The organism is Shewanella salipaludis (assembly GCF_012911865.1).
GTDB lineage: Bacteria > Pseudomonadota > Gammaproteobacteria > Enterobacterales > Shewanellaceae > Shewanella > Shewanella salipaludis.
This window is the reverse complement of the sequence record NZ_JAAXYH010000008.1, coordinates 45,642-67,007: the sequence shown is the minus strand read 5'-3', so window position 1 is coordinate 67,007 and position 21,366 is coordinate 45,642. Positions and strand designations below refer to the sequence as shown.

Annotated in this window: 16 protein-coding genes; 5 read left to right on the top strand and 11 right to left on the bottom strand. The window is 58.9% G+C overall.

Annotation, left to right across the window (positions count from 1 at the left end; all coding sequences use genetic code 11):
• Positions 1–19: 19 nt before the first annotated feature.
• Positions 20–1,186, bottom strand: coding sequence for a cystathionine gamma-synthase (gene metB, locus HC757_RS12040; RefSeq protein ID WP_169564624.1), 1,167 nt, complete (start codon positions 1,184–1,186; stop codon positions 20–22).
• A gap of 214 nt (positions 1,187–1,400) precedes the next feature.
• On the opposite strand from metB, the gene metJ reads away from it, so the two are divergent.
• Together metJ and HC757_RS12030 are read left to right on the top strand one after the other, a co-directional pair.
• Positions 1,401–1,715 (top strand): met regulon transcriptional regulator MetJ, encoded by a 315-nt coding sequence (metJ, locus tag HC757_RS12035; protein ID WP_169564623.1) that lies wholly within the window; start codon positions 1,401–1,403, stop codon positions 1,713–1,715.
• Between the two features lie 102 nt (positions 1,716–1,817).
• Positions 1,818–2,552 carry a sulfite exporter TauE/SafE family protein gene (locus HC757_RS12030; protein WP_169564622.1) on the top strand — a complete coding sequence of 245 codons (735 nt, stop codon included), beginning with the start codon at positions 1,818–1,820 and terminating at the stop codon, positions 2,550–2,552.
• Between the two features lie 17 nt (positions 2,553–2,569).
• Here the strand turns inward: HC757_RS12030 and traF are convergent, their stop codons facing one another.
• Positions 2,570–3,379 (bottom strand): conjugal transfer protein TraF, encoded by an 810-nt coding sequence (gene traF / locus HC757_RS12025; RefSeq protein WP_169564621.1) that lies wholly within the window; start codon positions 3,377–3,379, stop codon positions 2,570–2,572.
• 151 nt (positions 3,380–3,530) lie between these two features.
• Here traF and HC757_RS12020 point away from each other — a divergent pair, with 151 nt between their 5' ends.
• Positions 3,531–4,640: an energy transducer TonB gene (locus HC757_RS12020; RefSeq protein ID WP_169564620.1), complete on the top strand. Its 1,110-nt coding sequence runs from the start codon at positions 3,531–3,533 to the stop codon at positions 4,638–4,640.
• A 235-nt stretch (positions 4,641–4,875) separates the two neighbouring features.
• On the opposite strand, the gene HC757_RS12015 is transcribed toward HC757_RS12020, so the two are convergent.
• From HC757_RS12015 to HC757_RS11990, 6 genes are all read right to left on the bottom strand, one after another.
• A complete protein-coding gene (locus tag HC757_RS12015; RefSeq protein WP_169564619.1) occupies positions 4,876–5,430 on the bottom strand; it encodes a response regulator transcription factor in 555 nt (184 codons plus the stop codon).
• Positions 5,427–6,758, bottom strand: a complete 1,332-nt coding sequence (locus HC757_RS12010) for an ATP-binding protein (protein ID WP_169564618.1) — start codon at positions 6,756–6,758, stop codon at positions 5,427–5,429. The genes HC757_RS12015 and HC757_RS12010 overlap by 4 nt, the downstream gene beginning before the upstream one ends.
• Entirely contained in the window at positions 6,755–7,684 is a 930-nt protein-coding gene (locus HC757_RS12005; RefSeq protein ID WP_169564617.1) for a dTDP-4-dehydrorhamnose reductase family protein, read from the bottom strand. Before HC757_RS12005 ends, HC757_RS12010 begins: the two co-directional genes overlap by 4 nt.
• 163 nt (positions 7,685–7,847) lie before the next feature.
• Positions 7,848–8,765: a pseudouridine synthase gene (locus HC757_RS12000; protein WP_169564616.1), complete on the bottom strand. Its 918-nt coding sequence runs from the start codon at positions 8,763–8,765 to the stop codon at positions 7,848–7,850.
• 97 nt (positions 8,766–8,862) lie between these two features.
• Complete coding sequence (locus HC757_RS11995; RefSeq protein ID WP_169564615.1) at positions 8,863–9,438, bottom strand: LON peptidase substrate-binding domain-containing protein; 576 nt, start codon at positions 9,436–9,438, stop codon at positions 8,863–8,865.
• Positions 9,439–9,587: 149 nt separating this feature from the next.
• On the bottom strand, positions 9,588–10,646 hold the full coding sequence (locus HC757_RS11990) for an alpha/beta hydrolase (RefSeq protein ID WP_169564614.1): 1,059 nt from the start codon (positions 10,644–10,646) through the stop codon (positions 9,588–9,590).
• 318 nt (positions 10,647–10,964) lie between these two features.
• On the opposite strand from HC757_RS11990, the gene HC757_RS11985 reads away from it, so the two are divergent.
• Both HC757_RS11985 and HC757_RS11980 read left to right on the top strand, forming a co-directional pair.
• A complete protein-coding gene (locus HC757_RS11985) occupies positions 10,965–13,358 on the top strand; it encodes a TonB-dependent receptor plug domain-containing protein (protein WP_169564613.1) in 2,394 nt (797 codons plus the stop codon).
• 150 nt (positions 13,359–13,508) lie between these two features.
• Complete coding sequence (locus HC757_RS11980; protein WP_169564612.1) at positions 13,509–13,970, top strand: NanQ anomerase/TabA/YiaL family protein; 462 nt, start codon at positions 13,509–13,511, stop codon at positions 13,968–13,970.
• A 54-nt stretch (positions 13,971–14,024) separates the two neighbouring features.
• On the opposite strand, the gene mrcB is transcribed toward HC757_RS11980, so the two are convergent.
• The 3 genes from mrcB to HC757_RS11965 all read right to left on the bottom strand — a co-directional run bounded on the left by mrcB (position 14,025) and on the right by HC757_RS11965 (position 21,271).
• The gene (gene mrcB / locus HC757_RS11975; RefSeq protein ID WP_169564611.1) at positions 14,025–16,364 is read right to left on the bottom strand and encodes a penicillin-binding protein 1B; all 2,340 of its coding nucleotides are present in this window, start codon (positions 16,362–16,364) and stop codon (positions 14,025–14,027) included.
• A 3-nt stretch (positions 16,365–16,367) separates the two neighbouring features.
• On the bottom strand, positions 16,368–18,899 hold the full coding sequence (gene hrpB, locus HC757_RS11970; RefSeq protein ID WP_169564610.1) for an ATP-dependent helicase HrpB: 2,532 nt from the start codon (positions 18,897–18,899) through the stop codon (positions 16,368–16,370).
• 113 nt (positions 18,900–19,012) lie between these two features.
• On the bottom strand, positions 19,013–21,271 hold the full coding sequence (locus HC757_RS11965) for a putative bifunctional diguanylate cyclase/phosphodiesterase (protein WP_169564609.1): 2,259 nt from the start codon (positions 21,269–21,271) through the stop codon (positions 19,013–19,015).
• Positions 21,272–21,366 lie beyond the last annotated feature (95 nt).

Sequence of the window (21,366 nt, the reverse complement as noted above, 5' to 3'; positions counted from 1 at the left end):
TCAACTTTTTAACTTAGTGTTACCGGCGACAGGCGGCGACGGCCGCCAGGCCGGCACTGATATCGGCCAAGAGATCGTCGCCATCTTCGATACCGACGGACAGCCGCAGCAGGGTGTCCTTGATGCCGGCGTCGCAACGCGCCTCTGGCGCCATCGCCCTGTGGGTCATGGTGGCAGGCACAGCCACCAGGCTCTCGACCCCACCCAGGCTCTCGGCCACGGAAAACAGCTCGAGTGCCCCGAGGAAGGCCACCAGTTCGGCCTCGCCGCCTGCGAGCTCGAAGCTCAGCATGGCACCGAAACCCAGTTGCTGCCTGGCGGCTATGGCATGGCCCGGATGGCTGGCGATCCCTGGGTAGTAAACCCGGCTCACCTGTTCGCTGGCCTGCAGCAGCTCGACGATGCGCTGGGCATTGCGTTGATGTTCACGGATACGCACCGCCAGGGTGCGCAGCCCCCTCAGGGTCAGGTAGCTGTCGAAGGCCGAGCCCGTCAACCCCAGGGTGTTGGACCACCAATGCAGGCGCTCGCCGACTTCCGGGTCCTTGGCCACCACGGCGCCGCCGACCACGTCGCTGTGACCATTGATATACTTGGTGGTGGAATGGAGCACCAGGTCGGCGCCGAGCAACAACGGCTGCTGCAACACCGGAGACAGGAAGGTGTTGTCCACCAGCACCAGGGCACCGACCTCATGGCTGGCACTGGCGATGCTGGCGATATCGACCACCCGCAGCAGCGGATTCGATGGAGTCTCCAGCCAGACCAACTTGGGTTTCTGTGCTATGGCCTGGGCCAATGCGGCTTCATCCCCCTGATCGACCACGATCAATTTGAACGCCCCCTTGTTCGCCAGGTTGGTGAACAGGCGGTAACTGCCGCCGTAGCAGTCGTGGGGCACCACCAGGAGATCGTCAGGGCCGAGCAGGCTGGTCACCAGGGTGATGGCCGCCATGCCGGTGCAGGTCACTATGCCGGTACTGCCATGCTCCAGCTTGGCCAGGGCTTCACCCAGGATACAGCGGGTCGGGTTACCCGAGCGGCTGTAATCGAACTCTCTGGGATTGGTGTGACCGTCGAAGGCATAGTTGGTCGACAGATAGATGGGCGGCACCACGGCACCGTGCTGAGTATCGCTCTCTATCCCCTGACGCACTGCCACTGTGGCTAATCGACGCTCAGTCATGTTCGGCTCCTGAAGGCTGGAATTGCACCATAAAGATGTCTGGACGTCTAAATGTACCTAAGCCGGACAGTAGCGTCAATAAGAGTTTGGCCGTTTGGACGTCTAAACATAAAGAAATCCATTCCTAATCATGGTGAATTCGCAGCAATAATTTGACTGTGCTTCGTAAGGGGTTAAAATCTGCCCCGAATTTAAAGATTTTACAGGTGAGTGCATGACTGAATGGAATGGTGAATACATCAGCCCTTATGCTGAACATGGGAAGAAGAATGAACAGGTCAAGAAGATCACTGTCTCCATTCCTCTGAAAGTACTGAAGGTACTGACCGACGAACGCACCCGTCGTCAGGTCAACAACCTGCGTCATGCGACCAACAGCGAGCTGCTGTGCGAGGCCTTCTTGCACGCCTACACGGGTCAACCCTTGCCAGATGATGCAGACTTGTCCAAAGACGCACCGGACAGCATCCCGGGCGAAGCCAAGCGTCTGATGGACGAGATGGGCATAGAGTGGGAAGACATGGAGTAAGCATTTGCTTACCCGAGTCGAAAAAACACAGTAATAAACATAAAGGGATCGGATTGCGATCCCTTTGTGTAACCGGGACCTTAGCTTGCCCATGAGCCATTCATGATAGAAGTCCACACCCTGGCGCTGGCGTCACTTATCATCTTCTTCGGCGCCCTGACCCAGAGCCTGATAGGGTTCGGCCTGGCGGTGGTCGCCAGCCCGCTGTTGTACATAGTGGATCCCCAGCTGGTGCCGGCGCCCGTGATCATGATGGGCTTCGCCATTTCCCTGCTGTCCCTGCTCAGGGACAGAGGACACCTGGAGTTCGGCGGCCTGCAATATGCCCTGCTTGGGCGCATCCCCGGCGGCCTGCTCGGCGCCAGTCTGCTGCTGTTCGCGCCGCAACCCCTACTCGGCCTGGCGATCGCTTTCATAGTGGCCAGCGCAGTGCTGTTAAGCCTGTTCAAATTCAGCCTGCCGATCAACAGAATCAGCCTCTTCTGTGCCGGGGTCGTCTCGGGTATCTTCGGCAATATTGCCGCCATAGGTGGGCCGCCCATGGCCATACTCTTGTCGGGCAAAGATGCGAGACAGTTTCGCGCCGCCCTGTCGGCCTTCTTCATCTTCAGCTCGCTGATCGCCCTGGCCATACTGGCGCTGACCGGACTGCTGCAAGCCAAGCACCTGTGGTTGTCCTTGCTCTTGCTGCCATCCGTGCTCGCCGGCTATCTGGTGGCGGGACGCCTGATTGGCTTGGTCAACAAAGACAAGACCAGGGCGGTAACCCTGATCTTATGCGGTGTGAGTGCATTGGTATTGACTGTGAAGTCTAGCCTGAGCCTCTTGGCCCAATGAAGGGGGCGAACCCTACATCAGAAATGATAGGAAGTTTGCAACACCGCGCCCATCGCATCATCCGTGCCGTACATGCCGACCAGATCCAGATTGAACACGCGTCCAAGGCTAACCCCTGTGCCTATGGAATAACGCCCGGCCGTCTTGGCCTCAAGATCTTGCCTATACCCGAGGCGCAATGACAACCAATCGGTGGCCCTGAGCTCACCGCCCATGCGCCAATACTGGCTACCGTCAATGTCGGCAAACTCATAGTGACGGGTAAGCTCTATGTCCGAGCTCAGGGTCAGCATAGACCAATCATAGGTGATGCCCGCAGTGACGCTGGGGGCGGCCCTGTAGGTCTGTATCCGCCCCAGGGGGTCGACCCTCTCCAACTCTCGCCTGAACAGGTTGCGGCCCGAGACGCCCAGGGTCAGCCCCTCGGTTAATTCCATGGCGACCCCGACATCCAGATTGAACCCGAGATCTTCGTTGCGGTAACTGTCGTTATCTAACTCACCGGCCTCAAGGTTGTTGCCAGCCATGGCATAGTAATGACTGTCTAGGTATTGCAACCCGGGGGAGAGCCCAAGCATGACAGGCATGTTGACTATCGACAGCGGAAAACTCAGCGCTAATCCGAGATCCGGCACCGAGCCTGCAGTCATCTGCCCCCGGGACAGCAAGTCGGTCTCCGCCGGCGAATTGCCGGGATCCAGGCGATGCAGATGGATGAAGCGGTTAGAGGCCGCCATGGCGCTCAGGGCCTCATAATCGCCCTGAGCGCCATAAGATGCCGCGCAGTAGATAACTGAGCATGCCAGTGCCAACCACTTCAATTTCATCTCATTCATCCTCTTGCTTTTATCGTTTAAAGATAGCTCAAGGCCAAGGCGGCGCCGTAGATTTTTTCCAGACCAACACATTTACCGCCCTGCGCTTGCAAGGCGAATGCGGCCAAGGTACTCTAACCAGGTAAATATAAGGATATACAATATGTTAAATGGAAAATTCTGCACTCTTGCCTGCGCTGTGGCGTTAGGCCTATCTTGCTCATCAGCCTCATTGGCCAGCGACTCCCCTTTTACTCGGGCCTACAGGGACTACCAAACGTCAGTGCAAGCCGGAGATGTGGCTGAGATTGAATCCAGGGCAGCAGCGGCCTATCTGCTGGGTCAAAGCATTTATGCCAAAGACAGCTTAGATCTGACCAATCTGGCCTTAAATTGGGCCACTGCCTTGAGTGGGCTCTCGGCTCAATTCCCTATGACAGAGGATGGGAAACGCCATAGGAGCCAAGCCTATCGCCTGTATGAAACGGCGTTAGTCGTCTATGTACAACATTACGGTGAACAGGCCCTGGAGCTGATAGATCCACTCCTGGGTGCGGGGGGAAGCGCTGATGAGCCCAAGGATGCCAAACGCCATCTGGAACATGCCATTGACATTGCCGAGAGGAATGACAATAGTCGACTCGTGGCTGATGCAAAAATGGCGGCCTTCAATACCTTGTCCAAGACGAATCTCTATACCCCTAAGGTGAGAAATTATGCCTTCGAGGCCTATGACATTTATCGTCAGACATTGCCGGAAAATGCCCTTGTCAGAGTCAAAGCCACCTTCATCGTCGGTGCGATCAAGTTCTCACAGAAGCAGGATAACGAAGCTGAGGCTTTACTGCTTGAGGTGATAAAACAGTTCGATGTGTTGGACTACACTCACCCCTTCGCCCTCAGCGCTCATGCATATCTTGTGGAACTGTATGAGCGGCAAGACGAGCGAGAAAAATCGACCCGACATTGTATCGCCATCGGCAGCATGCGCCCCTGGTCAGAGACTCAGGAGCAAACGCCCTTGTTCAGAGTGGCTCCCGACTACCCCATGTCTTACCGCAAACAGCACAAGAATGGCTGGGTCCAGGTTGACTTCACAGTGGATGAAAATGGCTTCGTCACCAACCCAGTAGTTATCGCCTCCCAAGGCGGCAGCTTGTTCGAGCGGGAAAGCTTGAAAACCATCAAGAAGTGGCGTTATGCTCCAAAATTTGTCGATGGCAAGCCGTCTCCCGCCCAGACCCGCACTATGCTGGAATACCGTATCGACTAGTTTTGTCGAGCAGAAACGGTTTCTTGAGTAGCTTGCGCTGCAGGGTCCGCCTGTGCATTCCCTGCCTGTACGGCTATTGGCAACGGTGATCCGCCGCAGGTTTCTTGAGTAGCTTACATTGCAGGGTCCGCCTGTGCGCTCCTTGACTGTACGGCTATTGGCAACGGTGATCCGCCGCCGGTTTCTTGAGTAGCTTACATTGCAGGGTCCGCCTGTGCGTTCCTTGACTGTACGGCTATTGGCAACGGTGATCCGCCGCAGGTTTCTTGAGTAGCTTGCGCTGCAGGGTCCGCCTGTGCATTCCCAACTGGCGGGCGGTGGCAGATACATTGCCCTGATTGGCACTGAGCACCTGCTGAATATGCTCCCATTCCAGCCTCTTGGGGCTCAGTGGTGCTTCATCGACCCACTCATCCAGTTCGCTCTGCCGGCTCGGCGGACTCATTTGCGCCAAGGCGGTCAACAAGGTCTGAGTGTCGACGGGCTTGGCCAGGTAGTTGTCTGCCCCGAGGCGAATGGCCTCGACCGCCGTGGCTATGCTGGCGTAGCCCGTCAGCAATATCAGGGTGACTCGGGGCAATAGCTGCCGCAAGGGCACTATCAATCCCAGGCCATTGGACTCTGCCAGTTTCATGTCGAGCAAAATATGGCTGGGTTTGAATTGACGCGCCGCCAACAGGACCTCATTGGCATCATGGCTCAGGCGGCACTCGAAGCCATGACGCCCCAGGCGCCTGCCAAGCACCTCGGCCAGGGCCAGATCGTCTTCTATGATCAATAAGCGGTTCATGCCTTTTCCCCCGCGAGCGAGGCGCCGCCAGCTGCAACATAGGGCTCCATGCCGTCCTCCTCAGCCTCCGCAACCCGCAGCACAGGCAGCCAGATTTCCGCTACCGTGCCCCCCTCAGGATGGTTACCCATGAGCAATTTCCCGCCGAGCCGCTCCAGGCTGGCATGGCTGAGCAGCAACGCCGCCCCCATGCCTTTGGGGTTACGCACCAGGCTGCTGCCGAGCTGTGCCAAGAGTTCGGGAGCAATGCCCGGGCCAAAATCCCGAATACCGATGCAGAGCTGCCGCTGCGGCCGGGAATAGCGGACACTCAAGTGCACCTCAGCGTCGACAGCATGCTCCAGATTGGCACGGACGGCATTTTCGAGCAGCGCCATGATGGCGGGGATCAGGCTCATGTCGGTCAAGATGCAGATCCGCGCCAAGGCGTCTGCTTCTGCGTCCAGGAGCCAGTCCACCCGGGTCTGGGGCATCAGCAGCAAGATCTTTTGTCTCAGGCTGCGAATCACCGCATCGACCCTTTCCTCCACTTGTCTGCCGGAGCGGATAAACTCGGTGGCGGAGCGCAACTCGTTCAGCGTGTGTTCGCAGCGACTCAAGGCCGCATCCATCTCTGTGATAGACACAGACGGCCCGCCAATGTCTTCTTTTATCTCATCATGCAACAAACGCAGGCTGGACAGCGGCGTCGCCAATTGGTGAGCCATCTGGGCCGAGGCCGTGCCCAGTGCCAACAGTTGCTCCTGCCTCAGCTGGGCCTCACGCATGTACGCCAGTTCGGCATCCTGACGGCGCATGCGTGAGGCGATCACGGCCACACTCGTGGTCATGACCAGTGCCGAGATCAAAAAATTGAGCCACATTCCCAGGTAGTGCGAGCTCATGTCCATGCCATGATGCTGCATCTGCTCGGCGGGCAAACTGAAGAGCATCAGGCTGTAGGCCAGGGTCGACAACAGGGTCAAGAGCCAGGGTGCCCAGATGGGTAAGGTCACAGCCGCCAGCGCTATGGGCAACAACAGCAAGGAAATGAAGGCATTGGTGGCACCGCCGGAGAAATACAGCCAGCTTATCCAAAACAGGCTGTCGACGGCCAGAGCGACAAACAAGCCGGATCTGGTGGCGAATAGGGCCTTACCCAGCCTGAGGGTGAAGCCCAGGTATAGCGCTTCCAGCACCCAGATAAGGACCAAGGAGTCAAGCTGCAGGCTCAGGCCGAAGGTATCGGCGGCAAACAGGCTGAGAATAAGCTGCAATACCAGGGCCAGACTGCGCAGCAACGCCACCTGGGCCCTGGAGTTGGCCGTGATCAGGCCGCTGACTCTCACTGTGCAGCGTCTCCGGCCAGCATGACTCCGGCCTCGGCCAATGCCGGCCCGGACAGCGCCAGTGCCGCCTCGACACCTGCCCTGAAGCTCACCCCAGGCAAGATCCCCAGACGTGCCAAACGCTCGCACCCCAGGGTGCAGTCATGGGGGCGTTTGGCGCTGTCACCCGGCTCATCCATGGGGTGCAGATGAGCCGTATCCAGCCCGAGCAAGTCGCCCAAGGCCAATGCCATCTGATACTTGGTCAGGGTTTCCCCGGCGCTGAAATGATAAATGCCGCTCAGAGGCCGACCTTGCAGCCTCAGGCTCAAGAGCTGCGCCATGGCGGCAGCGACATCGGCCGTCGAGGTAGGGCGGCGCATGGCCCAGTGGTCCAGCGCCTGTGGGCGCTTGTCGAGCAGAGACTTCAGCAGCACGAGCACCGCCGATTCCTCGAGTCGCTCGACTCTGCCATAGAGTATCGGCAACCTGAGCACGGCGGCGTCGGGAACTGTCTCGGCCACTATCTGCTCGCCGCGCCACTTGGACTCACCGTAAAAGTTCAGTGGATTGGGCCTGTCCTGCTCTGCGTATGCGGGCGCTGTGCCGTCAAACACATAATCGGTTGAAATATAAAGCAGCCAGGCACCGTTGGCCTTAGCCGCCTCGGCCAAGGTACGGGTGGCATTCAGATTCAGCGCCAGCGTCGCCCGAGGATCTTGCTCGGACACATCGGGGCGGCGCTCCGCCGCACAGTGAATTATCACCTCGGGCTTATGGCTGGCGATGAAACGCCGGACCTGCTCCGCCTGGGTCAGATCCAAGCTATGTTGCCCCGCGCCGACACGACTCAAGCCGGTGGCGACCAGCCTATGCTCGCCCTCGAGTCGGGCACAGACCGCCCTGCCCAACAGGCCAGTGGCTCCGGTGATCATAATATTTGCCATGTTTTCCCCTGACGCTCATCTGTTGCTGACTGGGCTTAGTCTATGGATTATTGCCTGATTGCGCACGGCTTTATCACCAGGGATGTGACGCAGGTGGCGCTTCCCCGGCTCGGCCACTAACACCCAGAGCCCACTCCTGCTCGGCGTTTGGCGCCGGCCCAGGCTAGAGCGTCAAACCCTCACAGGCCAGATCCCGGCTTCGACCGCTGACGGGATCGATGAAGCTCAGTCGCCTGGCCAGCAATTGCAGCGGCTTGGCGAAATCATCCGGCCCCTTGGGCTGTAATTGCGGGTAAAACCTGTCGTTGAGCAAGGGCATGCCCAGGCTCTGCATATGCACCCTGAGCTGATGTGTCTTGCCCGTGATGGGGCTGAGTTCGAATAAGCCCAGGTCGCCCTTGACCGCCACCAAGCTGATTTCCGAATGACTGTTGGCCTCGCCCTCTGTTACTCTCATGGTGAAGCTGGGCAGGCCCTTCTGCAGCCGGTTCTTCACTGTCCAGTGCACCGGCAACTGCAGCTCACCGGCCGCCAGTTGCGCCTGCAGCGCCGGGGTCAGCCGGGCCAATGCCTGATACTCCTTGCGTATCTGCTTATCGACAAACAGGGCATGATACAGGTGCCGGGTCTCAGGGGTGACCGTCATCAAGATGATACCGGCCGTCTCCCTGTCCAGCCTATGTGCCGGGACTATGGTGCTGATACCCGTCTTCAACCTGAGCCTATGCACCAGGCATTCGTTGACGAAGTTACCGCTCGGGGTCACGGGTAAGAAATGTGGTTTATAGACGAGGATCGCATGCTCATCCTGATGCAGTATCCGCTCTTCGAAGGGGATCTTGGCCTCGACGGGCACCTCGCGGTAGTAATAGACCCTCGCCATGGGGCGGCATGGGGTCTCCTGTGTTATCAGGCTGCCATCGAGCCAGTGCACCTTGCCCTCCAGGACCCGAGTTCGCCAGGTCGCGGCATCGATACGATTGAAATGTTGCACCAGAAATTGCAGTACCGTCGAGTCCGGGTCAATTTCACGGGGCAAGACGACATAGGAGGGCTGAGCGGCGCGGGCACTGGCGGTCATATTCAAGTTCTGGTCGATAAGGCAGCGGCAACGAAAGCCTTATTCTAGCCGCTTTTCGCTTTTTCAGTCCATAGCCTGAACCCAAGCCGGGCCTGGGCTACTCGACGTGGGACTTGATCAACTGCAGCACAAAATCCATGGTCTTATGGCAATCGGGTTGGTTCACCAGCAGCAGCTTATCCCTGTTGTACATGGGCAGCACCTCGAGCCAGCGCTGACTCACCCATGAAGCATCGTCCAGATTGACATGATTGTAGAGCTCCAACAATTCGGGATTGACATGGTAGAACTGTTCCAATGCCGCACTGATCAGCTCGAACTCGCCGCTGATGGGTTCCTGGGCCCAGTTCTGGCATGGCAGAGTGCTGGCGAGCCATAGCTTGTCCAGCTGCTGAGCCGCCGAGAGGATTTTCACCCGCTGACGCCCTTCCAGCACTATGCTGAGGCTGTCGTCCTGCAGCTGATTGAAGTCGATGATCTCGCACTGGGTGGCAGTGGGATAGCAGGGGGGCTGGCCGTGTCGCCTGGCGGTGGCGAAGGCCAGTGGGTAGTATCCTTTGAAGACATTGGCGACCATGGTCAAGTAACGGGGTTCGACGATCCGCACTTCTATCCTTCCATCGGGCAGCAACAATGCATCCTGCGTAAGTAACGCCATTTGCTGTGTTTTCATGGCCACCCCCTTCCCCCAAGAGATCGGAAAAGTGTCGATTTTTCGATCAACGACTTAAGTGTAGCAGTTGGACACACTTCAGCCATCCAGCGCCACGCTCTCAACTATTAGACATAGACAGGAGGAGATTTGTTGCAGCCAGGGGAGATTTAAACGAAGGGCTCCAGGCATTGCGTCAGCGTGCCCTTGGTGATGATTTGGTCCAGCTCTTCGGCCAGGCGCTCACTCATGGCGGCGGCTTGACGCCAATAGGCCATGCGGCTCTCGCTATCCAGTGCCTTGAAATCTTCCCTGTCGGGGATCTTGGCGAAGGGCAGACTGGCAATAAATTCTGCCGAAGGTGTTAAGATCAAGGCATTGTCATAGTTCACTCCCGCCCGGCGCCACCCCAGGGACTTGTCGAACCAACCCGGGGTGATCTTGGGGTAAAAGTGCGGATACAAGGTCAAGCCAGGGGCATGGGACAGGGGCAGATCGAAATGATAATCCGTGATGCCGCCATCATAGTAATGCCCCGCCTCAACCCCGGGGATCTCGGTAACGGGTGCCAACAGCAAAGGAATAGATCCTGTTGCCAGCATCACCTTGGCCGCATTGTCCCGGGTCAGGTTGGCCTGGCGGCTGGGCAGATCCTGCAGGCAAGCGAAGGGGGAGGCAGGATCTTGCTGGCTGAAGACGAAACGTTCGAAGTGCCAGCCCAGGGTCTTGCGACTCACTAGATTGCTCATGGCGGTCCCCGCCAGGCCGGCAGTCAATGCCAGTCGCCCCTCGGCCCGGTTCAAATGTCTGCCGCGGCACACCAGCAAGTGGCTGCGAATGACGCCATTGCCGGCCAGAGCCGCGGCACCCTTGTCGCCCAAAATCCCCTGCACCATGAGTTGAACCTGGGCGGTGACGGCTTCCCGGCTCGGCTTGGTCTCGTAGCGCTGGCCTATGTAGAAGTCCTCGAGCCTGGCATAGGCCTCAAGCGGCGCCTGCTGTGCCAGACAGGCCAGACGCCAGGCTCCGGACGAGGCGCCCAGGGTATAGAGCGGTGCCTGCCTGTCCTTGAAAAACTCGCCGAACAGATACTTATCCACTCCGGCAATGCCCAGCCACTTGGGGCCGCCGGAGGCCGCCAGCAGTTGGCTGAATAGCTCGGGCCTCAGCCCTTGCTCGGAGAGTGTCTTGTATGCCGTCGGACCGGCGAGCAAACGCAGTGCAGGCAAGTCTGTACTCCAAAAAGTCGGTAAAAAATCGCTTCAAAAGATTACAACAGCCATTCCTGGCTGTCTAAATTTTCGCGTTAGCTCAGTCCAAACATCAGAAAATGAACCTGAAATTGTTGAATTTTTAAGCCATTACTCGACAAAGCAACAAAAATGCCGCAAAAATAGAATCACTCGACAACAAGAGCAACCCATAGACAACATACAGCTATAACACCGGGCTCTGAGTTATCACTTTTACGTCTATTGGCATCATTTGTAACAGTGGTAATCTGCGCGCCTTTAACAGTTTGATTAGAAAAATTATCGGGAGATTATATGCGCTTAGGACTCCTCGCATTGGCGGTAGCCGCCAATTTCAGCCTGCCTGCCGCCAACGCCGCGGACGAGCAAGCCCAAGTCGAAAAAATTACCATCATAGGCTCACGCATCGCACTGCGCACAGTGACCGACAGTGCCGCACCGGTCGACATCATCACGGCGGAACAGCTCGAGTCCACCGGCATGACGGAAACCGCCAAGGCGCTGCAGTTCGCCGCTCCCAGCTATAACTTCCCCTTCTCGTCGGTGACGGATGGCTCGGACGCAGTGCGTCCCGCCAGCCTGCGCGGCATGTCGCCGGATCACACCCTGGTGCTGGTCAATGGCAAGCGCCGTCACGGCTCGGCGCTGGTGCACCTGAGCGGCACCGTCGGCAAGGGCTCCTCCAACGTCGACTTGAATGCCATCCCCATGACGGCCATCAAACGCATCGAAATTCTCCGCGATGGCGCTTCGGCCCAGTATGGCTCGGATGCGATCGCCGGGGTGATCAACGTGGTGCTCAAGGACAGTGCCGAGGGCGGCAGCCTGAGTGCCCAGGCCGGCCAAACCTACGAAGGTGACGGCGAGCAGTGGCGGGTTGGCCTGAATCATGGCATGGGCCTGGGTGATGACGGCTTCATCAACCTGGCGCTGGAAGCCCATCACAAGGATTCCACCAACCGCGCCGGGCTGGATCCGCGTCAGCAGTACCCCGAGCTGGCCGACGGCAGTGAAGATCCCAGGGAACTGACCTTTAACAAACTGAACCACCAGGTCGGCGATGCCGAATACGACAACCTGGGCCTGTTCGTGAATGCGGGCAAGGCCATGGGTGACAAGGCCGAGTTTTATGCCTTCGGTGGCCTGAGCAAGCGAGAAACCAAATCAGGTGCCTTCTACCGCCGGGCGCTCGACTCCCGCAACCTGCTGGAAATCTACCCCGACGGCTTCCTGCCCAAGATCAACCCAGACATAGTCGATGGCTCCCTGGTGCTCGGCACCAAATTCGAACTCGGCGAATGGAACCTGGACGCTTCGGCCGGCTATGGCAGCAACACCTTCACCTACAATGTCGACAACACGCTCAACGCCTCTCTTGGCCCAGACAGCCCAACACGCTTCGATGCAGGTACCCTCTCTACCACAGAGACCAATGTCAGCCTGGATGCCTCACGTTATTTCGCCTTCGCCAACGACTCGGAAATCATGCTGGCGCTGGGACTGTCATGGCGCCAGAACGGCTATGAGATTGAGGCAGGTGAATCAGGCTCTTACATCAACGGTGGTTATATGGACAGGCCGGCCGGCAGCCAAGGCTTCACCGGCTTCACCCCTGAGTCGGAAGTGGACGAGACCCGCTCCAACAAGGGCATCTTTATGGAGCTGGAAAACCAGCTGACCAATGAATTTTACTGGGCGGCGGCGCTGCGATATGAAGACTATTCAGACTTCGGCGGCAACACCAGCTGGAAGCTCAGCGGTCGTTATGACTTCAACGACAACTTAGCCCTGCGGGCGACGGCCAATACCGGCTTTCGCGCCCCCAGCGTGCAGCAACTGTATTTCACCAATATCTCCACCCTGTTCAACCCGGATCCCGTCACGGGTCAACTGGTACCGACAGAGTCGGGTACCTTCAATACCCTTTCCCCTGTCACCAAGGCGCTGGACATAGGCCAACTGGAAGCCGAGATTTCCCAGTCCTACAGCCTGGGGCTGGTATATACCAACGACGACGGTCTGGCCGTGACCCTGGACGCTTACCAGATCTCGGTCGACGATCGCATAGTGCTGTCCAGCCAGCTGACACCGGATGACTCGCCTCTGGTCGCCGCCGCCTTGGCGACGACCAGTGCCGAGTCGGCACGTTTCTTCATCAACGCGGTCGATACCCGTACCCGGGGCATAGATCTGGTCATGACCCAGAATATGGATATGGGTCACTATGGGAACTTGAGAGCCAATCTGGCCTATGGTTACAACAAGACGGAAATTGAAGACATACACTTGCCCAATGTCCTCGATGGCTTGGAAACCAAGCTCTTCGATGCTATAGAACAGACCCGCATGACCAAGGCGACGCCAAATCACACAGGCAGCGTTGGCCTGACCCATGACTTGGGCGACTTCAGCACCAACCTGCGCCTGAGTTACTTCGGCAGCTACAGCGTGGGCTACTCCAGTGGCGATGTCGAATACGGCGACAAGTGGGTGACGGATCTGTCGGTCAAGTATGCCGCCACGGATGCGCTCAGCTTCACCGCCGGAGTGCAGAACCTGTTCGACGTGTATCCGGATAAACGCCCGGATGACAACAACTTCAACGGCATCTTCGTCTACCCCCTGACCAATACTCCCTTCGGATTCAATGGCGGCTATTACTTCCTCGAGATGAGGTACAGCTACTGATCCCGGTGTGACTTGGGCTGGAGCCAAGACATAAGCAATGACATAAGCAACGACATTAGCAGCAAAAAGGCCATCACTCGATGGCCTTTTTTAATTGCCCCAGGCAAGGCATAATCTGCGCCATCAGTCTCCTCTATCAGGGCAAAAAAAATGCTAGTCGACACCCTTGGCAACCGCCATCTCTACACCAGTCTCCATCCCCGCCTGGCCAGGGCGCTGGCACATCTGGCAGCAACAGACTTCGGCAAGCTGGAGGCAGGCAGCTACCCACTGGAAGGTGAAGACATCTTCGTGATAGTCAACGACTATGAGACCAAGCCGAGGGACACGGAACCCTTCGAGGTCCACAGGAAATACATAGACGTGCAATATGTGGTCAGCGGCGAAGAGGAATTCGGCTATCTGCCACTGGCACAGCAGACGCCATCCAAGCCTTATTTCGAGAAGCACGACTATGCCGAGTTTGATTATGAGTCCAACCGGAGCGATGCCTCCTATATCAAACTCAAGGCCGGCATGTTCGCCCTCTTCTTCCCCGGTGACATCCACATGCCGGGCACGGGCGATACCCCGACATCGGTGCGCAAGGTGGTGATCAAGGTCAGAGTCTGACCTCAGAGTGCAAACTAGGGATGACGGCCAAACTCTGTTTGGCCGTCATCTGCCCTACTGGCCGCCGAGGATCTTCTTCCACCAAGGCAGGGGCTCGCCACAGTTGGCGGCGGGACGATAGCTCTGACGCAGTGCCGGCAAGGCGACGACCCGGCGGCAATCCGCCTGCTTGGCCTCACCTGTGTCGACATCGAAATAGCCCTGCACCACATTGTCTTCCGGCGTCATCCGCAGGCCGATAGGCGGACGGTTATTCAGGAATGCCTGGTATACCGCCATGGCGCCGCTGCTGCCATAGAGATTGGTCTTGCCGTTATCATCCAGACCAACCCAGATGGCGGCCACGTTACGCTCATCGAAGCCGGCAAACCAGGAGTCACGACTGTCGTTACTCGTGCCTGTCTTGCCCGCCAGCGCCACCCCGGGGAAGGCGCGTCCGAGTCTGGCACCCGTGCCCGATTGCACCACCTGCTGCATGCCGTACTGCACCAGGTAGTCGGTGCCAGGATCTATGGCCTGATCCTGCGCAGGTCTGGCCACCGGCAGCTGTTGATTATCGCTGTCCAGCACGGCGGTCACACTGGAAAGCTTGCGATAGCGGCCATGATCCGCCAACGTCTGATACACCTGAGCCACCATGAGTGGCGAGCCATTCACCGCCCCGAGCAGGATGGCCGGATAGCTGGGCACGGACTCGGACCAGCCGGCCTTGTCCAGGGTCTGGATCACTGTGTCTATCCCTATCGCCACCCCGAGATTGACGGTCGGCACGTTCATCGATTTCTTGAAGGCGGTCAGCAGCGGCACTTCCCCGCTGAATGTCTTATCCACGTTCAATGGTGACCAGGTCTTGCCCTGTTCATTCGTGAGTGTGATGGGCTGATCCGCGAGCGGTGTCGCCAGATTATACTTATCCCCCTGGGCCAGGGCGCTGGCATAGACGAAGGGCTTGATCAAGGAGCCTATGGGGCGGCGGATCTCCAATGCCCGGTTGAAACCATCGAACCCCGGCACCTTATCCCCCACCATGGCCGCGATGCCGCCGGTATACTTGTCTGTCACCACCATGCCGACCTGCAGCTTGGCGTTATTCTTGTCGAAGCGCTTGAAACTCTGACTCACGGCCTGCTCGGCCGCTTCCTGCGCCATGGGATCCAGCGTGGTATAGACCTTGATGCCGGACTGCTTCAGCAGGCTATCCCCGTAACGCTCGGCCAGCTCCTGCTTCACCAGGGCATAGAAGGCGGGGATCTTTTGATGCACAGGCTTGCTCGCATTTCTGAGTCCCAGCGGCGACTCGACGGCCGCCTTGTATTGGGCCACATTCAGCTCACCCGCTTCCATCAGCAGCCGCAGCACCAGATCGCGCCGCTCCTGGCTGCGCTCCGGATAGCGCCAGGGATTGTAGTAGGAAGGTCCCTTGATGGCCGCCACCAGGAAGGCCTGTTGCGGCAGGGTCAGTTCACCCAGGGGACGGCCGAAGTAGAATTGCGACGCCAGCCCCATACCATGCACTTCACGGGACTTATCCTGGCCCATGTAGACCTCATTCAGATAGGCCTCGAGGATCTCATCCTTGCTGTAACGGAAATCTATGATCAAGGCCATCACGGCTTCGCGCAGCTTGCGCACCAGCGAGCGCTCGCTGGAGAGGAAGAAGTTTTTCGCCAGCTGCTGGGTCAGGGTCGAGCCCCCCTGCACCGTCCGGCCGGCACTGAGGTTGACGAAGGCGGCCCTGATGATGGCCAAGGGATTGACCCCATGATGCTGGTAGAAGCTGCGATCTTCAACCAACAGCAGGGCGGCGATGATCGGCTTGGGGATCTCGGCCGCGGGCACGAATAATCTGTCTTCGCCATCGCCCGTCACTATCCTGTCCAGCAGCACGGGTTCCAGATGGAACACGGCCAGCTGCCGCTTGTCTGCGACCCGCTCAACTGAGCCGACGCCCTGGCCGTCGAAGCTTATCATGACCCTCTGTTCCGCCTGATTGCCTTCCGGATGCCGGAAAGGCCGCCGCCAGAGTTCGATGCGGGTGCTGGATGCCGAGAACTCGCCCACCTGACGGGGATTGACCACCTTGCGATAGCCGAGCAATTTCAGCTCAGCCATCAACTGGGGATGACTGACGGCAGCCCCTGGATATAAGGCCATGGAACGGCTGAAGACCTGCGCCGGCAGGTGCCATTTCTGCCCTTCGAACTTGCGGGCTATGACCTGATCCAGGTAAATGCCATACAGGCTGATGGCGGCGAAGAGTATTATCCCCAGTTTCCAGCCAAGGGACCAGAGGCGTCCGAGCCAGCCACGGGCCGGCTTCTTGGCCGGCGTTTTTCTCGCGCTTTTATTGGGGGTCTTTCTGGGTGCTTTTTGGGGTGTCGCTTTTATCGTCATAGTCTAATCATTACGAGAAGCCGCGCCCGAGGCCAACGTCTTCTTCTTGGTAAATTTTGTCGGTAAGGTGTTGGCCGGATCATCCGGCCACAAATGCTTGGGATAGCGGCCACGCATCTCCTTCTTGACCTCATGGTAAGGTCCCTGCCAGAAGCTGGCCAAATCCGCCGTCACCGCCAGCGGTCGCTGTGCCGGTGAAAGCAGGGTCATAGTAACAGGGATTTTCCCCTGGGCAAGCATTGGGCTCTGGGACATGCCCAGGGCTTCCTGCAAGCGTACGCTCAGCAGGGCGCGACCGTTGGCATCATAGTGGAGCCTGGCCCGGGTCCCGGTCGCCATAGGCCAACTGGTCGGCAACAGGGCATCCAATTTCTGCTGTTGCTCCCAGGACATGAGATTGCGCAGCAGGCCATGGCAATCTATGCGCGCCAGTTGCGCCAGGTTGTTGACCTGGGTCAGGTAGGGCGCCAGCCAGGATTCCAGCGACGCCAACAGCGCCTCATCCGTGAGGCTCGGCCAGTCTTGATCCTGGTAATGCTCGCCCACCAAGGCCAGACGCAGCTGCAGCTGTGTCACGCTCTCATCCCAGTTGAGCAACCCCAGGCCCTTGCGGCGCAGCTGCGCCAGAATCGCGGCGACTATCTGGCTCCGATCCAGGTTGGCAATGGCCTGAGTGCTCAGGAGTATCTGTCCCACCTTGGCCTGATGCTCGGCATAGAAACGCCCTTTGGCCTCATCCCAGCCACACTCTTGCTGCCGCGTCACCAGGAAGTCCAGCTCCCGCTCCAACAGACTGACATCGAAGCGACTGGCGAGGTACACACGCCCGGCGGTTCTGCCCTCCGTCTGCTGGAAGTCGGCAATCACCAACCAGGGATGGCCCGCCAACGCATCCTCCGGCGCCAGGCTAACCCCTGTGCCATTCGCCAGCTGGTAGCCATCCACGCCCCTGGCCTTGGCTATCCTGTCCGGATAGGCCAAGGCCAGCAATAAGCCTATGTCTTGATCCCTGGCATGAGACACGGCCTCGGCCAGGGCACCGCCCAGCTTGAGCTTCTGCTGCCATGACTTGACCTGGGAGCCTGTCAGTCCCTGGCAGGCCAGTGCCAGATAGCCGCCTATGTCAGCCCCTCTCCTTGGCAGGCCCCTGGCCTCGAGCACACCGGCCAGCAAGCAAGCCAGGGTCGCCAGCTCGGGACGCTGCTGTTTTTCGGCCAACAGTTTGGCCTTGAGCAACATGTGCGCCAGCCGGGGGTGGCAGCCCAGGCGATGGGCCGCCTGCCCCAGGGGGGTGATCTTGCGTCTGGCATCCACCAGCTCCAGCTGGGTCAACAACTCCCAGCCCAGGGTCTCATGCACCTTGGGCGGCGCCGTCAAGAGGGTCAGCTCCTGCAGGGATCTGGCTCCCCAGAAGGCACAGTCGAGCACCATGGGCAGCAGATCCGAATGCAAGATCTCCGGCTCATCGGCCTTGGGCATCCTGTCGTGCTCTTCCTGACTCCAGAGCCGCAGGCAGTAACCCGGGGCCAGACGGCCGGCACGGCCGCTGCGCTGGGTCGCCGACGCTTGGCTGATGCGCTTGAGTGCCAGGCGACTGACCCCCGTCCTGGGGTTGAAGCCCGCATGGCGCCGATAGCCGCTGTCGACCACCAGGCTGATGCCTTCTATGGTCAAACTGGACTCGGCCACATTGGTCGCCAACACCAACTTGCGGCGCCCGGCGGGGGCGGGGGCGATCGCCTTATCCTGAGCCTGGGGTGGCAGCTCGCCATAGAGGGGGCAGATGCTGAAGCGCTCGCCATCGAGGCGCGCACCGAGAAACTCCGCCAGCCGCAAAATCTCCGCCTTTCCCGGCAGGAAGGCCAACAGGGAGCCGGCAGCCAATTCGGCCGGCGCCGGCGAGTCGGGCCCGAGCAACTCGAGCACGCAGCGGCCCATGTGCTCCAACCAGGCTTGCTGGCCCTTGACGGGACGATAGTCGACGGCGACAGGGAAACTGCGGCCCTCGCTGCTAAGGGACTTGGCCTCGGGCATGAGCTCGGCCAGGGGCAGGCCACTGAGGGTGGCCGACATGGCCAGGAGCTTGAGATCGTCACGCAGCGAGGCCTGCACCTCGAGCGCCAGCGCCAGACCGAGATCTGTGGTCAGGTGGCGTTCATGGATTTCATCGAAGATGATCAAGCCAACCCCCTTGAGTTCCGGGTCTTGCTGGATCATTCGGGTCAAGATGCCTTCGGTGACGATTTCCAGGCGGGTTTGACTGCCGACCCTGGACTCGCCACGGATACGAAAACCCACCTCTTGCCCCAGGCATTGACCACGGCGCTCGGCAATGAATTGCGCCACGCTGCGGGTCGCCACCCGGCGGGGTTCCAACATCAGGATGCGGCCGGCTATCTCGGGCCAGTCCAACATGGCCAGCGGCAGGGCCGTCGACTTTCCTGCGCCTGTGGGGGCCTCGAGGATCACCTGGTCATGGTGGGCCAGGGCCTCACGGATTGAGGGTAACAAGGCATGTATGGGTAGCTGGTTCAAGGGACAAGTATCGCAGAGTGATTCATGGCGCCAGTGTACTAAGAATCCAGCGCCGGCGCCATGTCACAGGGATATCCAGCGCGGCAGGGATGAGCCATGGCATCCTTGCCGGCTCAAATTTCCCCGCTGACATACTGCGACTGGCGCAGCGGCAACCAGGGAGCGCTCAGCCCAGAGACCAAGGTGGCGAGCCTGGCCGGCGCCGCTATGCCGTAGCCCTGGGCATAATCCACCCCCAGACTCCTGAGTTGGTGGCCTATGCTCTCCGACTCGACAAATTCGGCTATGGTCTCGAACTCCATGTCTAACCCGAGCTGGCAGATGGCCGAGACTATCGCCTGATCGGCACGATTGGCGCACAGGTTCTGCACAAACTGGCCGTCTATCTTGACGAAATCCACATCCAGGCATTTGAGGTAAGCGAAACTGGAAAATCCCGAGCCGAAGTCATCCAGGGCCAGCTTGCAGCCCAGGGGCCTGAGCAGCTCGATCAAGCGGGTCGCCTGCTGCAGCTGGCTCAGGGCGGCAGTTTCGGTGATCTCGAAACATAACTTGTCAACCAGCTCAGGTTCGGCCAACAGCCGCATCTCCAGCCAATCCATGAATTGTGGGTCCCCGAGAGAGGTCGCCGACAGATTGACAGACACCATGCTCAGTTCGCGCCAGAGCGTCGGGTGAGCCGTGCCCCATTGCAGCAGATGCTCTACCACCCAGAGATCGACTCTGGGGGCCAGGTTATAACGTTCGGCGGCGGGCAAGAAGATCCCCGGCGACAGCAGGCTGCCATCGGGCCGCTGCATTCGCAGCAGTATCTCCAGATGCAGTCCGCCATCATAGTCATGCAAGGGGGCTATGGGCTGGAAATAGAGCTCGAACCTGTCCTCCGACAGCGCGCTCACTATGTCCACCGAGGCCAGCATCTCGGTATAACGCCTATGGATCTGCGGATCTGTATCACAGTACAGATGCCAATCGTTGCGCCCTCTGTCCTTGACCACATGGCAAGCCGCATCGGCCTGGCCCACGACATTATAGATGTCGATATCCTGCTTGTTCAGGCACGCCAGGCCTATGCTGACGCTGACGTTATGCTGGCGTCCCTCCCAGTTGAAATCATGGTTGAATAGCTGCCGACAGATCCGCTCGGCGGCCTGTTTCACCGTATCCAGGGAGCAATTGCACATCAGGATGCCGAACTCATCGCCGCCGAGCCGGGCCACCAGGTCTTCCTTACGCACCAACTCTTTGAGCCTGTTGGCTATCTGGCATAGCAGCCTATCGCCTGCCTGATAACCACTGATGTTATTGATCACCTGGAACTGATCCAGATCTATGAAGGCTATGCAGGCCTGGCTGTTATCCTTGGTCTTCAGCAACCGACTGAGCACCTGCTCGAAATGCAAGCGATTCGGCAAACCCGTCAGGGCATCGTAATTGGCCTGAAATGACAGCTCATCCGCCAGGCGATAACGCTCGCTGACATCCTCGGCCATCATCAACAGGCTCAGACTCCCGCTCCCGGCCAGTTTTTGGCCTGGACCACGGCTGAAGCTGAGCTTCAGCCAATGCGGTCCCCTGAGGGTTTTCAAGGGCAGCTCGCACCAGCTGCGGGTCAACACGCCTTCACGCACCACCCTCAGGGTGTTGAGCAGCATGCTATGCTCCTCTGTCCTGACCATGGCGAGCAGGTCGTCGCCATTTTCCAGGGGCAAGGTCTGCATGGCGACGCTGTTCAACAGACAGAGCCGGTTGTCGTCATTCACCAGGGCGCAGGCCAGGGGCAACTGATGGAATAATCCCTGGTACTTGTCTTCACTGAACTTCTGGGCCCTGTCCTTGCGCCTGAACTCCAGCGCCGCGGCGATGAGACCGCTGTTATGACGCAGCTCGGCGACCAAGTCCTGGTGCCAATAACGCCCCCCGGAGCAGTCGAGCGCCCCCACCAGCAGCCGGGTCTCGCCAAAGGTCAAGAGTGGCAACAGCAACAAGCTGTCGAGATTGAACTTCCGCAACAGGGCCCGCTCCTCCTGTGCCACATAGTGGCTCAGGGGGGTCAACTCTATCTGCCTGGGATGGCGAATCAAGCTGCCGAACAGCGGCTGTTTGACCAAGGTGTAGAGCAACACGCGCTCGGGAAGTGAGGCAAATTCGGGGGGCAGGTATAGCGCCGGGGTCTGAGTGTCAGAGCTGGGCTGTTGGCTTGGCAGCCGTCGACGCTTGGGTAAGCTGAGAATAAAGGCACAATCGCAGGGCAGGCGGGAGGAAACTGTCGCCAATACCCTGGGCATTATCTCATCCAGAGAGGTCTTGGCGCTCCCCTCGAATATTTCCGCCAATTCATAGGCCAGGGGCCGGGTTAATGCAGCTGACATAAGGTGGCATTCCTTACCAAGAATCTTCCTGATCCATTTGGGACTTCATCTCACACGACGTCAGTCACAAAAGTGGAGGCGATATACCATGGAGC